At 72.9% G+C, this 13,631-nt stretch carries 12 protein-coding genes; 5 read left to right on the top strand and 7 right to left on the bottom strand.

The window, feature by feature from the left end; translation table 11 throughout:
- From BZL64_RS12395 to BZL64_RS12385, 3 genes are all read right to left on the bottom strand, one after another.
- Positions 1–284: TetR/AcrR family transcriptional regulator (locus BZL64_RS12395; protein WP_143663100.1), on the bottom strand; the 284-nt coding region annotated here is incomplete at its 3' end.
- Between the two features lie 50 nt (positions 285–334).
- Positions 335–2,419 carry a YhgE/Pip family protein gene (locus BZL64_RS12390; RefSeq protein ID WP_086769046.1) on the bottom strand — a complete coding sequence of 695 codons (2,085 nt, stop codon included), beginning with the start codon at positions 2,417–2,419 and terminating at the stop codon, positions 335–337.
- Positions 2,391–3,125 carry an ATP-binding cassette domain-containing protein gene (locus BZL64_RS12385; protein ID WP_086769044.1) on the bottom strand — a complete coding sequence of 245 codons (735 nt, stop codon included), beginning with the start codon at positions 3,123–3,125 and terminating at the stop codon, positions 2,391–2,393. The genes BZL64_RS12390 and BZL64_RS12385 overlap by 29 nt, the downstream gene beginning before the upstream one ends.
- Before the next feature lie 185 nt (positions 3,126–3,310).
- Between BZL64_RS12385 and BZL64_RS12380 the strand changes: the two genes are divergently transcribed.
- The 3 genes from BZL64_RS12380 (at position 3,311) to BZL64_RS12370 (ending at position 5,566) form a co-directional block, all read left to right on the top strand.
- Entirely contained in the window at positions 3,311–3,874 is a 564-nt protein-coding gene (locus tag BZL64_RS12380; protein WP_086769042.1) for an SAV_6107 family HEPN domain-containing protein, read from the top strand.
- A 239-nt stretch (positions 3,875–4,113) separates the two neighbouring features.
- Positions 4,114–4,896: a class I SAM-dependent methyltransferase gene (locus tag BZL64_RS12375; RefSeq protein WP_086769040.1), complete on the top strand. Its 783-nt coding sequence runs from the start codon at positions 4,114–4,116 to the stop codon at positions 4,894–4,896.
- A 265-nt stretch (positions 4,897–5,161) separates the two neighbouring features.
- Positions 5,162–5,566 (top strand): DUF3040 domain-containing protein, encoded by a 405-nt coding sequence (locus BZL64_RS12370; RefSeq protein WP_086769039.1) that lies wholly within the window; start codon positions 5,162–5,164, stop codon positions 5,564–5,566.
- 345 nt (positions 5,567–5,911) lie between these two features.
- Here BZL64_RS12370 and BZL64_RS12365 read toward each other — a convergent pair whose 3' ends face one another.
- The 4 genes from BZL64_RS12365 to BZL64_RS12350 all read right to left on the bottom strand — a co-directional run bounded on the left by BZL64_RS12365 (position 5,912) and on the right by BZL64_RS12350 (position 11,583).
- Positions 5,912–8,446 (bottom strand): transglutaminase TgpA family protein, encoded by a 2,535-nt coding sequence (locus tag BZL64_RS12365; protein WP_086769037.1) that lies wholly within the window; start codon positions 8,444–8,446, stop codon positions 5,912–5,914.
- Positions 8,443–9,816 carry a DUF58 domain-containing protein gene (locus BZL64_RS12360; RefSeq protein WP_086769035.1) on the bottom strand — a complete coding sequence of 458 codons (1,374 nt, stop codon included), beginning with the start codon at positions 9,814–9,816 and terminating at the stop codon, positions 8,443–8,445. Before BZL64_RS12360 ends, BZL64_RS12365 begins: the two co-directional genes overlap by 4 nt.
- Entirely contained in the window at positions 9,813–10,850 is a 1,038-nt protein-coding gene (locus BZL64_RS12355; protein ID WP_086769033.1) for an AAA family ATPase, read from the bottom strand. The genes BZL64_RS12360 and BZL64_RS12355 overlap by 4 nt, the downstream gene beginning before the upstream one ends.
- A 175-nt stretch (positions 10,851–11,025) precedes the next feature.
- A complete protein-coding gene (locus BZL64_RS12350; protein ID WP_086769031.1) occupies positions 11,026–11,583 on the bottom strand; it encodes a beta-class carbonic anhydrase in 558 nt (185 codons plus the stop codon).
- A gap of 424 nt (positions 11,584–12,007) precedes the next feature.
- On the opposite strand from BZL64_RS12350, the gene rsmH reads away from it, so the two are divergent.
- Positions 12,008–12,961: a 16S rRNA (cytosine(1402)-N(4))-methyltransferase RsmH gene (gene rsmH / locus BZL64_RS12345; protein WP_086769029.1), complete on the top strand. Its 954-nt coding sequence runs from the start codon at positions 12,008–12,010 to the stop codon at positions 12,959–12,961.
- A 73-nt stretch (positions 12,962–13,034) separates the two neighbouring features.
- Positions 13,035–13,592 carry a cell division protein FtsL gene (gene ftsL / locus BZL64_RS12340; RefSeq protein ID WP_086769026.1) on the top strand — a complete coding sequence of 186 codons (558 nt, stop codon included), beginning with the start codon at positions 13,035–13,037 and terminating at the stop codon, positions 13,590–13,592.
- The last annotated feature ends 39 nt before the right edge of the window (positions 13,593–13,631 follow it).

Raw genomic sequence — 13,631 nt, 5'->3', positions numbered from 1 at the left:
CGGGAGGCCGCCGAGGGCACCGCGCGCGCGGTGCCCTCGGCGGCCTCCCGGAGGGACGCGGTGAGCAGCCCCACCCCGTGCCGCAGCAACTCCTCGAAGAGGACGGACTTGCTCGCGAAGTTGTAGTAGACGGTGCCCTTCGCGACGCCCGCGCGCTCGGCGATCTCGTCCACCGTGGTGGCGGAGAAGCCCTGCTCGGCTATGAGGGTGACGGCCGCCTCGTAGAGCTTCTGCCGGGTGGCCTCGCGGCGGGTGCTGCCGACGGGCGTGGTGGTGCTGTCCATGCCCCTGATTGTCACAGGAACCCGGCCCGCCGGAGGACCCGGCGGCGCGGTCACAGGGTCAGCTCCGGGTGCAGCCGGTCCAGCGTCCACACCTGGCGGCGGCGAGCGGACAGCGCGGTCAGCGCCAGGGCACCCGCGGTGAAGGCGGCCAGCACCACGCACGCCTGCCACACCGGGCCCAGGCCGCCGCCCGTGATGAGCCGGCGCAGCGCCTCGACGACGTAGCTCATCGGCAGGTAGGGATGCAGGGCGTTGAAGAAGTCCGGGCTCGTCTGCACCGGGTACGTGCCGCCCGCCGACGTCAGCTGGAGCATCAGCAGGGCGAGGACGAGGATCCGGCCCGCCGGGCCGAAGCGGGCGTTGAGCCACTGGACGATGGCCGTGAAACAGGCCGCCACCAGGAACAGGAAGCCCACCGTGCCGGCCGCCCGGACCATTTCCAGACCGACCGCCCAGTGCAGCACCGCCATCAGCGCCATCGTCTGGAGCACCCCGATCGCGGCCACCGGCAGCCAGCCCGCCAGCGCGATCCGCCACGCCGGTGCGCCCGCGGCGAGCGCGCGCCGGTTCATGGGCGCGATCAGCATGTACGCCACCATCGCGCCCACCCACAGCGACAGTGGGATGAAGTACGGGGCGAAGCCGGTGCCGTAGTTGGGTGCCTTGTGCAGGTCGTGGGAGGCGAGCCGCACCGGGTCCGCCATGACGGCGGTGCGTGCGTCCCGGTCCTTCTTGTCGTAGTCGGGGATCCGCTCGGCGCCGTCGTGCAGCCCGCCGGCGAGCTTCCCGGAGCCGTCGACCAGCTTGAAGATGCCGCCGTTGAGGTCCTCGGCACCCGTCCTGAGCTTGGTGACGCCCTTGTCCAGCTCGGTCGCGCCGGTCTTGGCGGTGCCGATCCCGGTGTTGAGCTTCTTCGCGCCCGCGGCGACCTTCGTGGCGCCCTTGTTCAGTTCGTTGATCCGGGAGACGGCGTCGGCCACGTCCTCGGAGAGGTGCGGGGCGCGGTCGGCGAGCGCCTGGGCCTGCTTCTGGAGGGCGGCGAGGTTCGTGCGCATCGTCTTCAGGTCGCCGTCCTGGTCGGCGACGAGCGTGTCCACGTCGTCGGCGACCAGGACCACGTCCGCGGTCGCGTCCTTGGCCTTCTTCAGGTCGGCGCAGGCCGGATCGGGCAGCACGGGTGTCTCGCAGCGCGTGCGGTACACCGCGTCCAGCGTCTCGGCGGCGGTCCGCGCACCCTTGGCGGCGACCGGCGCCGTCTTCACCAGCGTGGACAGATGGCCGCGGACCACCTCGGCGGAGTCGGCGACCAGCTGGGCGGTGTCCCCGATGGTCTTCTCGTTGTCCTTCAGGTAGGGCGCGACCCTGCCGGACACCCCGTTGACCTTGTCGGCGAGGGTCTGCGTGCCGTCGGCGACCTTCCTGGAGCCGTCCTCCAGGTCACCGGCGCCCTTGTCGAGCCTGGTGAGCCCCTTGGTCAGCTTGCCGCTGCCCGACTTGGCGTCCTTCAGGCCGTCCGCGAGGTCCTTGGAGCCCTGCTCGGCCTTTCCGATGCCGCCCTTGAGCTTGTCGGCCCCGTCGGCGGCCTTCACGGTCCTGCCGTGGATGTCGGAGAAGGAGATGAAGATCCTGTCCAGGAAGGAGCGCGAGGTCTTCGTGGACGCGGCCGTGCGGACCTCGCTGAACACCGTCCGTGAGATCTGGCCGACGATGTAGTTGTTGGCGTCGTTCGTGCGTACCTGGAGGGCGCTCGTCGCGGGGGAGTCGCCCGAGCTGGAGGCGATGCGCCGGCTGAAGTCGGCGGGCATCGTCAGCGACAGGTAGTAGGTGCCGTCCTCCACGCCCTGCTGGGCCTGCGCGGCATCGACCTCCTGCCAGTCGAAGACCGCGCTGTCGCGCAGCCCTTCGGTGATCTCGTCCCCCGCGGCGATCCGCCTGCCGTCGGCGGTCGCCCCCTTGTCGTCGTTCACCAGGGCCACGGGGATGCGGTCGAGACGCCCGTACGGGTCCCAGAAGGACCACAGGTACAGCGCGCCGTAGAGCAGGGGCAGCAGCAGGAGTGCGACGAGGGCGGCGCGGGGGAGCTTGCCCCGGCCGAAGCGGCGCAGCTCAAGCGCGGCGAGTCTCGGCGAGCGCATCGGCCGTCTCCTCTCGTGGTGCGGGCAGGGTGGACACGACGACGGCGCCTTCGGGCGCCGCGGCGCACACCGCGAGGACGGTGGTTCCGGCCTCGGCTATCGAGGCCAGCAGGGCCCCCGCCTCGGCGCGTTCGGCGTCGGACAGCTTCAGGTCCGCGTCGTCCACCCCGAGCAGCAGGGGCCGCCCGACCAGGGCCAGCGCGACCGAAAGCCGCAGCGCCTCCATCCGCTCCAGATCGCGTACGGCGGTCCGTGAGCCCTTGGGCAGCGCCTCCCGGTCGAGCCCGGCGGCGGCCAGTGCGGAGTCGACGCGCAGCTTCTCCTCGCTCACGCGCGCGGAGCGAGGCCGCAGCAGCCCGCGTACGGAGCCGCCGAACCGGCGCTGCAGCAGCGCCCGCTCGTGCAGGTGCTCGCCCACGGTCAGCGCCGGGTCCAGGTCGGTGAGGCCGGCGACGTTGGCCAGCGCGCTGACGCGGCGCACCGCGGCCAGCTGCTTCGGCAGCCGCGCCGGGCCCACGGCCGCCGTCCCCTCGGTGGCCCTCATCCGGCCGGTGAGCGCGAGCAGCAGGCTGGTCCGGCCGGAGCCGGAGGGCCCCTCGACCGCGATCAGCGCGCCGGGCTCCGCGTCGAGACCGACGTCCCGGAAGGCCCAGCCGCGCGGGCCGCGGAGCCCGAACCCCTCGGCGGTGACGGCGACTCCGTCCATGGTTTCCCCTGTGGCAGCGATGAGTGAAGTTTTTGAACTGACTGGTCAGTGCAAAAACTAGCTCGAACCTTCGATCGAAGCAAAGGCCCAGGTCAGAACGGATTGTCAGTGCCATAGCCCACGATGTGCACATACGGCACCACCGGACAGGAGAGTGCCGTCACACAGACGACAGGAGGTTCGTCATGGCCAACTCCCACGCACGCGCCGCACGTCGGCGACGCGCCACCGGCCCTGCCCCCTCACTGACCGGCCCGGCGAGCGACGTGCACCCCGTGCTCCGCCGGACCACGGCCCCGCCCGCCGCCCTCGACCTGCTCGCCCAGGCCCGCGCCGGACTCGACGAGGCCGCCGTCCTCGACACCCCCAACGAGCGGTACGCCACGGCCCACCTGGCCGCCCTGCGCACAGCCGCCGCCGTGCTCGCCGCGCGGGGGCGCCCGGAGACCTCACCCCGCCGCCGGGCCCGGATCAGAAGCGCCTGGGAAGTGCTCCCCGAGATCACACCCGAACTGACCGAGTGGTGCGCGCTCTTCGCCTCCGGCGCCCGCCGCCGGGCCCGCGCCGAGGCGGGCATCCAGGGCGCGGCCAGCCGCCGCGACGCCGACGACCTCATACGCGACGTGGCGATGTTCCTCCGCCTCGTCGAGCGCATGCTCGTCCTCCAGCCGGTCCTGCCCCAGCCCCGCCAGGAGGGCGACGAGCCGGACCGCCCGAGCGCGGGGGAGGACATGCCGGACGCGGGGTGAGAGCCGCCGGCGGAGGGGCGGGCGGGGGATGTCCGGCCAGGACGTGCGCAGGCGTGTCCGGGTGCGGCGGGCGGTTCCCATGAGCCCCGCGACCCGTGCGTACGCGGTGGCCGGGCGCGGTGACGGAGGCAATAGGGTGGACAGCGCCTGAAGCCCTCCCTTCGGCACCGGCCGGGCCGGGAGGGCGCCCCCTTCGCTCCGCCGGCAACAGGCGGTGCCGCGCCAAGGAGTCAACTGCCGTGCCCGACCCGACGCGCCCCCGCGCCTCTCTCCGTACCGCCGTGGTCTGGGACGTCCTGCGGGACGCCCTCGACCGCCGGGTCAAGGCCACGGGTCGGGAGTCGCTGGACGTCCTCGACACCGGGGGCGGCAGCGGCAACTTCGCGGTGCCCGTCGCCCGCCTCGGGCACCGGGTCACCGTCGTCGACCCCAGCCCCAACGCGCTCTTCGCGCTGGAGCGCCGCGCCGCCGAGGCCGGGGTAGCCGACCGCGTGCAGGGCGTCCAGGGCGACGCCCACGGTCTCTTCGACGTCGTCCGGCGCGCAGGCTACGACGCCGTCCTGTGCCACGGCGTCTTGGAATACGTCGACGACCCCGCCGAAGGCGTCCGCAACGCGGTGGCCGCGCTGCGCCCCGAGGGCGTCCTCAGCCTGCTCGCCGCCGGGCTCGGCGGAGCCGTCCTCGCCCGCGCCCTCGCCGGTCACTTCACGGAGGCCCGGCAGGCACTCACCGACCCGGACGGCCGCTGGGGCCAGGGTGACCCCGTCCCGCACCGCTTCACCGCCGGTCAGCTCACCGGACTGGTCGAGGGCGCCGGCCTCCGGGTGGGCGCCGTGCACGGCGTGCGGGTCTTCGCCGACCTGGTGCCCGGCGTGCTCGTGGACACCGAGCCCGGCGCCATGGAGGCGCTGCTGAAGCTGGAGGCGGCGGCGGCCGAACTGCCCGCCTTCCACTCCGTGGCGACCCAGCTCCACGTGCTCGGTGAGACTCCCGGTACGGAAGAGACCTCGGCCGACTCCTGAGATGCCCCGCTGATCAGGCACGCGGCTGTACATGGAGTACGCCACAGGCCCCCCGTTCGGCCGAACTGCGCCGTATGATCGAGGGAGACCGCCCGGCATGACGGGTCGGCCTGCGGGGAATGGAATCTCCAGCGGGCCGGGACGTCCATGACGGGCTCCGGTTGGCCAATTGGCGTAGAGGGGCGGGTTTCACGGGGGCGATTCCCTGCCTATCCTGAAGGGACCCCCCGGGTCGCCCCGGCGACTGCACGATGAGGAGGACTCCGTGCCGCTCTCGGAGCACGAGCAGCGCATGCTCGAGCAGATGGAGCGAGCGCTGTACGCCGAAGATCCCAAATTCGCGTCGGCGCTTGAGGGAAGCGGGCTGCGTACGTACACCCGGCGCCGGGTCTACCAGGCAGTCGCGGGCTTCCTCGTGGGTATCGCGCTCCTCATGGCCGGTATGGTCGCCAAGCAGGTGTGGCTCAGCGTGGTGGGCTTCCTCGTCATGCTGGGGTGTGCGGTCCTCGCGGTCACCGGCTGGCGCAAGGCCCCCAAGCCTGGTGAACAGCCTGCCGGCGCCCCGCAGACACGCGATCAGGGACGGTCGAAGCGCTCGGTGATGAACCGGATCGAGGAGCGCTGGCAGCGCCGTCGTGACGAGCAGGGTGGCGGCCAGCAGGGCCACTGAGCCCGATCCCGCGCCGTGCAGGGCCGGTGAGTGAGACGCCGGAGCCGCGCGGAGCCGTGGCTGCCGTGGCCGGAGAGCCGCGGCGAGAGAGACGTGCTGAGAGAGACGTGCTGAGGGGGTGACCACCCGGACCGGGTGGTCACCCCCTCACGCATGCCCGACACGGGTGGAGGCAGTGGGCGCCTGCGCCCTGCACGTCGGCCGCCCGCCTGCGCGGGGTGACGCACCCGTTGTGCCATGCAGTGGGCGCCTGCGCCCTGCACCGGACAGTGCTCGGCCCCGGCCCCCGAGAGCGATCTCGGCGACCGGGGCCGAACCCTTCCCACCACGAGCTACGGCGTCACGTCAGCCGCCCGCGCCCGCGTCGGCCGCCCGCCTGCGCGGGTGACGTACCCGTTGTGTCATGGTCGCCAGCCGGGCCGTCCGGACCGACCAGGTCGCCTTGACCGTCGTCCAGCGGTCGCTGAGGTCCCACACCGCGCGGATGGCCGACCGCGGTGCCACGACCGCCCGCAGCCGGGTGCGCCGGCCGGCCCGCGTCCGCAGCGCCACCCGCACCCTGCGCACCTCCTCGGGCAGCCCGGCCTCGGCCCGCGGCTGCGGGGCGAACAGCACCTGCTCCACGGCACCCGCCACCCGGTGCACCGAAGCGGCCACCGTTTCGTCCAGCTCACCGAGCCGGACGATCCGCTCCGCCGCCCGGCGGGGTGTCAGCGCCTCGTCGGGCGTGATCCCGTAGTCCCAGGCCGTGTCGGTCAGCTCGCGCCAGACCGCCAGGACATGCGCGACGGCCGCCTCGGAGACCTCCTCCGACGGCACGTCCAGCAGCACCGCCGAACCCCCGGTGACCGTCGGCTGCCCGACCTCGCCTCCGCGGGGCCCGGGACCTGCCCGACGCGCCGCCGCGGAACCGGAGTGCTGAGCCGAGGCCAGCCGCACCGACCGCCGTCTCAGCCGCCACAGCATCGGCAGCAGGAGCACGACCAGTGACGCCAGGCCCAGCACCGTCCAGCCGGCGATCTTGTACCAGGGCGGGCCGCCACCGCCCTGCTCCGCCTCGTCCAGCGGCAGCGCGCTGACGCAGCCCTGGACCCGCTTCTCCTCCGACGTGCAGCTGGTGCTCGCCGACGGCGCGGCCGACGGAGCCGCGTCCGCCGAGCGCGAGGCCTGCGGGAGATCCGGCACGGCGTTGCCCGGCGTGTCCGGCAGCGTGTACGGAGGCGTCGATCCACGGGTCGGGGTCGGCTCGAACCGGGTCCAGCCCACGCCCTCGAAGTACAGCTCCGGCCACGCGTGCGCGTCCTTCAGGCTCACCGCGACCGAACCGTCCGACTGCGTGGAACCGGGCGCGAAGCCCACCGCCACCCGCGCCGGAATGCCCAGCGTGCGGGCCATCGCCGCCATCGCGAACGAGAAGTGCACGCAGAAGCCCTGCTTGTCCCGCAGGAAGCGGGCGATCGCGTCCCGGCCGGTGCCGACCTTGACCTCGGTGTCGTACTCGAAGCCCCCCGTCACGGCGAACCACTCCTGGAGCTTCACTGCCCGCTCGTAGTCGTTCGACGAGCCCTCGGTGATCTCACGGGCCCTCTGCGCCACCACCGCCGGCAGGGTGTCCGGCACCTCCGTGTACTCGCCGCGCAGCGAACCGCGGGCCGCCGGTGCCGAGGCCAACTGCTCCGCGGTCGGCTGCACCTGAAGGCTCTTCACCTCATAGGTCTTGCCGCGCGTGGTCTGGCGGTGGTCGCCGACGACGGTCATGCCCACCGGCTCGTACCGCCATCTGCCGCTGACCTGCACACCGCTCGGCGGGTACGGCATCGGCAGCCAGTCCTGGGCGTACCAGTCGGCGGCGGCCACCCGGGTGGTGATCTCCGCGCGCCGGACGTCCGCGCCCAGGCCGGGCGGCGTGGGCAGATCGTCGGGCACGGCGACGACGTCCCGCTGCGACGGCTTCCACGTGGTGCCGTCGAAGTCGTCCAGGGAGACGATCCGCAGATACAGGTCGGAGAGGTCACCGCTGTTGGTGCGCAGGGTCAGGACCGTGCGGTCCTCGTCCACGTTCAGGCTGTCGCGCAGCGACACCAGGGGGTTGACCGCGGAGATCGTGCCCCCGCCGCCGGCACCCGAGCCGACCCCGCTGCCCGTGCCGCCCAGCAGACCGCCGCCGATGGCGGGAAGCGGCAGCAACGGCACCGCCAGCGCGACGCCCAGGGCGGCCGCGCCGATACGCCGTCCGGTGCGCACCGGGGCCACCGGGCCGGGCTGCCTGCCCGGATCGCGCGGGCCGCCGCCGAAGACGCGGCCCCACTGCGAGAGCCGTTCCCGGCTCTCGGCGAGCAGCAGCATCAGATACCCGCCGCCGGCCACCAGGAACCAGAGCCAGTCGGCCCCGCCGTCGGACAGCCCCGCGGCGACCGAGTACAGCGCGAGCAGGGGCAGGCCGGCCGGTGCGGCGTTGCGGTAGGTCACCGCGAGGGTTTCCACCGCCAGCCCGATGATCAGCACACCGCCGATCATCATCAGCCGGATGCCGTCGGACAGTGGGGCCGGTATCGCGTACCGCCCCACGTCGTCGGTGCCCGACTGGAGCAGGTCGGCGAAGTGCTGGAAGGCCTGCGGGCCGGGGATCAGCCCGGCGAGGGCCTGCTGCCGGGCGAAGACCAGGGTGAGCAGCACCAGCGTGACCAGGGCCTGGGCCAGCACGGTCAGTGGCCGGGCCAGCGGCACCCGCCGGGCCACCGCGCCCACCGAGGACTGGACGGCCAGCAGGAAGGCCGCCACGAGGATCCACGAGGTCTGCTGGACCAGGGGCAGCAGGGCGCAGGCGGCCATCAGGGTGGCCGCCACGGAGCACAGCGTCAGTCGGGCCCGCCCGCTCATGATCCCGCCTCCCTTCCGCTCGGTCCGCCGGCCGTCACGACACCCGAACGCTCCCGGTCCGCCTGCCGCCACAGCTCGTTCAGCGGAGCGCCCCGCGGCACGCTCACGGCGGTCCAGCCCGCCTCGCGCAGCATCCGCAGCCGCTCCTCCTGCCTGTTCATCGGATGAGGCAGGTCGTTCGGTTCACGCACCCAGCTGTCGCCGTCCAGGAGGAAGGCGACAGCGCCCCCGCTGCGCTGGCGCATCTTCGCGGCCACCGCGGCCTCCTGCTCGTCGAGGTCGCCGAGGAAGGCCACCAGCAGCCCCTCGTTGCCCCCGCGCAGCACGTCGTAGGCGGGGGACAGGCCCGTGCCGTCGGAGTGGTCGATCACCGCGAGGGTGTCCATCATCAGCCCGGCCGCGTCGGCCGATCCCTGGCCGGACCCGGCGAACCCGTCGGCGCCCTCGCCGGGCACAGAACTGCCGGCGTCGGTCAGCAGCCGTACGGAGAAGCCCCGCTCCAGCATGTGCACCAGGACGGACGCGGCACCCGAGACCGCCCATTCGAAGGCCGAGTCGGGGCCCGCCCCCCGGTAGGCGAGCCCACGGGTGTCCAGCAGCACCGTGCAGCGGGAGCGCTGGGGCTGCTCCTCGCGGCGCACCATCAGCTCGCCGTAGCGGGCGGTGGAACGCCAGTGCACCCGGCGCAGGTCGTCGCCGTAGCGGTAGCCGCGCGGGATCGCGTCGTCCTCGCCGGCCAGCGCCAGCGAGCGCTGCCGCCCGTCGCCGTACCCCTTCGCCTCGCCGCCCAGCCGGACCGAGGGCAGGGCCTCCACCCGCGGGATGACCGTCAGAGTGTCGTACGTCGAGAAGGATCGGGTCAGCTCGCACATGCCGAACGGGTCGTTCAGCCGCAGCTGGAGCGGGCCCAGCGGGTAGCGGCCGCGCAGGTCCGAGCGGACCCGGTAGGACACCTCGCGTCGGCCGCCCGCCTCGACCCGGTCCAGGACGAAGCGGGGACGGGGGCCGAGGACGTAGGGCACCCGGTCCTGGAGCATCAGCAGGCCGGTGGGCAGCCGGGAGACGTTGTCCATCCGCAGATGGACGCGGGCCTCGCTGCCGGCGGGCACGCGCGCGGGGGAGAGCCGGCGGCTGCCGGCGACCCGGTAGCGGGTGCGGTAGACCACGGCCGCGCAGACCAGTGGCAGCACGGTCAGCAGCAGCCCGACCCGCAGCAGGTCGGGCTGGCCGAGGACGTAGGCGCAGATCGCGGCCGCGATCCCGGCCGCCAGGAAGGAGCGGCCACGGGTGGTGAGCCCGGCCAGGGCGGTGCGTGCGCCGCCCTTGTCCCCGGGGTCCGCCTCCGCCTGTCCGGCCGGGCCGATGGTCATCCGAGCCTCCGCGGCGGCTGGCCGTACGCCTGCGGGCCGCCGCCCAGGCCGAAGCCGCGCTGCTGCTGGGAGCCCGTGGGCACCGGGGTGCGCTGGATGATCTCCTCCACGACCTGTTCCGAGGTACGGCGGTTCAGCTGGGCCTGCGCGGTGGGCAGCAGCCGGTGGGCCAGGACGGCCACGGCGAGGCCCTGCACATCGTCCGGCAGCGCGTAGTCCCGGCCGCTCAGGGCGGCGGACGCCTTCGCCGCGCGCAGCAGATGCAGCGTCGCGCGCGGGGAGGCGCCGAGTCTGAGGTCGGGGTGCGTGCGGGTGGCGGAGACCAGGTCGACGGCGTACCGCCGGATCGCCTCGGCGACGTGGACCCCGCGGACCGCCTCGATCAGCTTCAGGATCTCGTGCGCGTGCGCCACCGGCTGGAGGTCGTCCAGGGGACTCACCCCGCCGTGGACGTCGAGCATCTGAAGCTCTGCCTCCGGGCTGGGATAGCCGATGGAGACCCGGGCCATGAAGCGGTCGCGCTGGGCCTCGGGCAGCGGATAGGTGCCCTCCATCTCCACCGGGTTCTGCGTGGCCACCACCATGAAGGGGCTGGGCAGATCGTAGGTCTGCCCGTCCATGGTGACCTGGCGCTCCTCCATCGACTCCAGCAGCGCGGACTGGGTCTTGGGCGAGGCGCGGTTGATCTCGTCGCCGATCACGATCTGCGCGAAGATCGCCCCCGGCTTGAACTCGAAGTCACGGCGCTGCTGGTCCCAGATGGACACGCCCGTGATGTCCGACGGCAGCAGGTCCGGCGTGAACTGGATACGCCGGACCGAACAGTCGATGGACCGGGCCAGCGCCTTCGCCAGCATGGTCTTGCCCACGCCGGGGACATCTTCGATCAGAAGATGCCCCTCGGCGAGAAGCACTGTCAGAGAAAGCCGTACGACCTCGGGCTTGCCCTCGATCACTCCCTCCACCGAACTGCGGACTCGCTCCACAGTGGCGGTCAGATCCGTAAGGCTTGCACGCTCGTCATAGGTCGTCACCCGGCCCTCCTCGGCCCGTACATTTCCGGGCCGACGCTCTGCGATGCGGACCGGCCCACCCCGAAACACGGACACCACGCGGGAAATGCTCAGCGTGACGTCACTCCCGCATTCTTGCTGCCGTTACCGTTTCGTGTCACTCGCCTGTGGACAACTGACAGCGATATGTCAGGTCTTAAGACTGTTCGGGCGGGTCGATTTCCCTCAGCAGACCCGTCTTCACGTCGAAGACGAAGCCCCGTACGTCGTCGGTGTGCACCAGGAACGGCGAGGTGCGCACGCGCTGCATCGACTGCCGCACGTCCTGATCGACGTCCCTGAACGCCTCCACCGCCCACGCCGGACGCTGCCCGACCTCCATCTCCAGATCGTGCCGGAACTCCTCGGTGAGGGTCTCCAGGCCGCAGCCGGTGTGGTGGATCAGCACCACGCTGCGGGTTCCCAGGGCCCGCTGGCTGATCGTGAGGGAGCGGATCACGTCGTCGGTGACGACACCACCCGCGTTGCGGATGGTGTGACAGTCGCCGAGTTCGAGGCCGAGGGCGTCGTGCAGGTCCAGGCGGGCGTCCATGCAGGCCACCACGGCCACGTGCAGCACGGGGTGCGCGTCCATTCCCGGGTCGCTGAAGGCGGCGGCGTACTGCCGGTTCGCCTCGACCAGGCGGTCGGTGACCGTACCGCCACTGGGTATGGCGGCCTCGGAGCCGGTGGGTACCGATGCGGAAGTCGTCATACCGATGACGTTACTGGTCACATGCTCTCCGGTCGCGTTGTGAGAGGGGGTAAAGAGCGTCATCCCGGTCCCTTGTGAGGTAACCCACACGAGTGGCGGGAGCGGGCCCGTAGGAGTGATTTTCCCGTAATCGCCGCTTCACACGCGCACCGGACCACGACGCGCAGGCCGGTTGATTGACCGCGAGACAGGGTGGACTAAAGTGACGCGAAGCGGGAGGCGGCGATCTCCCCACTGCACTGAATTCCCCGAGAGACCCCGGCGCGGCCGCCGGAGATCTCCCCGCGTGCGCGGCGCGTACGTACGGCTCGGCCTCCTCCCGCTCCCGGTCGGCTGACGCTTCCGGCGCCGGCGGGCCTCCCCTTCTTCGAGCGGGCGGGGACCCGGCGGTGCGTACGGGCCCCGCCGGATCTGAGAGGGCCCCTTGAGCCAGCGACACGTCCCGGTGATGCTCCAGCGGTGCCTGGACCTGTTGGCCCCCGCCCTCCAGCTGCCCGGAGCGGTGGTCGTCGACTGCACGCTCGGCCTCGGCGGGCACAGCGAGGCCCTGCTGACCCGGTTCCCCGAGGCCCGCCTCGTCGCCCTCGACCGCGACAAGGAGGCCCTGCGGCTGTCCGGCGAGCGCCTCGCGCCGTACGGCGACCGCGCCACCCTCGTGCACGCCGTGTACGACGAACTTCCCGAGGTGCTCGACCGGCTCGGCATCGCGCGCGTGCAGGGCGTCCTCTTCGACCTCGGCGTCTCCTCCATGCAGCTCGACGAGGCCGACCGGGGCTTCGCCTACGCGCAGGACGCCCCCCTCGACATGCGCATGGACCAGACGACCGGCGTCAGCGCCGCCGAGGTCCTCAACACCTACCCGCCGGGCGAACTCGTGCGCATCCTGCGCGCGTACGGCGAGGAGAAGCAGGCCAAGCGGATCGTCTCCGCGGTCGTGCGCGAGCGGGAGAAGGAGCCGTTCACCAACAGCGCCCGGCTCGTCGAGCTGATCCGCAACGCGCTGCCGCAGGCCGCCAAGCGCACCGGCGGCAACCCCGCGAAGCGCACGTTCCAGGCGCTGCGCATCGAGGTCAACGGCGAGCTGTCGGTCCTGGAGCGGGCCGTCCCGGCCGCCGTGAAGACCCTCGACGTCGGCGGACGGATCGCCGTGCTGTCGTACCACTCGCTGGAGGACCGGCTGGTCAAGCACGTGTTCGCGGCGGGGGCCGCCACCACCGCGCCGGCCGGACTGCCCGTCGTGCCCGAGCGCTACCAGCCGCGCCTCAAGCTGCTCACCCGCGGTGCCGAACTTCCCACGGAGGAAGAGGTCGCCGAGAACCGGCGGGCCGCCCCGGCGCGGCTGCGCGGGGCCGAGCGCATCAGGGAGGACGTCGAGTGACGGGCGTGCGGCGGGCGGACCGGGGGACATCCCGGCCCAGCGGGTTCCTGACGGACGACCCAGGGGAGGGCGAGTGAGCAGGAAACCCCGGCTGAAGGGGCGGGCCGCCCGGCTCGCGCGGCTCTTCCCGGCCCGGCCGCGGCAGGCGGCCCGCACACCGTTCGTCCTGCTCGTCGTCCTGCTCCTGGGCGGCGGCCTGATCGGCCTGCTGGTGCTGAACTCGGCCCTCAGCGAGGGTTCGTTCAAGATGGACGACCTCCAGAAGGACACCAAGAGCCTCACCGACGAGGAACAGGCGCTCCAGCGGGACATCGACTCCTACTCCGCGCCGGACGCCCTCCAGCGCCGTGCGCGTGAACTCGGCATGGTCCCCGGCGGAGACCCGGCCTTCCTCGACCCGAACGGCACCGTGAAGGGCGTCCCCTCGGCCGCGGCCCAGCGCTCCCCGGCCGCTGTACGGCCCCCCGAGGCCCTCGCGACCCTGCCGGCCTTCCCGTCGGCCGGCACCGCCACAGCCGGCGCCTCCCCGGCCGCTGCCTCCCCGCCGGCCGGTACAACCGTGCCCGAACCGGCGGCCACCGCCCCCGGCGTATCACCGACCGCAGCCACTCCCACGACTCCCGGCAGGTGACGGAAGTGTCCGACAGGGAACCGCCGCGCCGGCGTGTGC

The sequence above is a fragment of the Streptomyces bobili genome (genome assembly GCF_002154575.1).
In the GTDB taxonomy this organism is placed as follows: domain Bacteria; phylum Actinomycetota; class Actinomycetes; order Streptomycetales; family Streptomycetaceae; genus Streptomyces; species Streptomyces bobili.
Note: the sequence above shows the minus strand (reverse complement) of the source record. Positions and strands in the feature narration are given on the sequence as shown.

Excerpts from the sequence above, each read along its gene's own strand:
- BZL64_RS12360 (WP_086769035.1), bottom strand. The coding sequence starts at position 9,816 with ATGACCATCGGCCCGGCCGGACAGGCGGAGGCGGACCCCGGGGACAAG.
- BZL64_RS12385 (WP_086769044.1), bottom strand. The coding sequence starts at position 3,125 with ATGGACGGAGTCGCCGTCACCGCCGAGGGGTTCGGGCTCCGCGGCCCG.
- BZL64_RS12350 (WP_086769031.1), bottom strand. The coding sequence starts at position 11,583 with ATGACGACTTCCGCATCGGTACCCACCGGCTCCGAGGCCGCCATACCC.
- BZL64_RS12380 (WP_086769042.1), top strand. The coding sequence starts at position 3,311 with ATGGCCAACTCCCACGCACGCGCCGCACGTCGGCGACGCGCCACCGGC.
- BZL64_RS12390 (WP_086769046.1), bottom strand. The coding sequence starts at position 2,419 with ATGCGCTCGCCGAGACTCGCCGCGCTTGAGCTGCGCCGCTTCGGCCGG.
- BZL64_RS12365 (WP_086769037.1), bottom strand. The coding sequence starts at position 8,446 with ATGAGCGGGCGGGCCCGACTGACGCTGTGCTCCGTGGCGGCCACCCTG.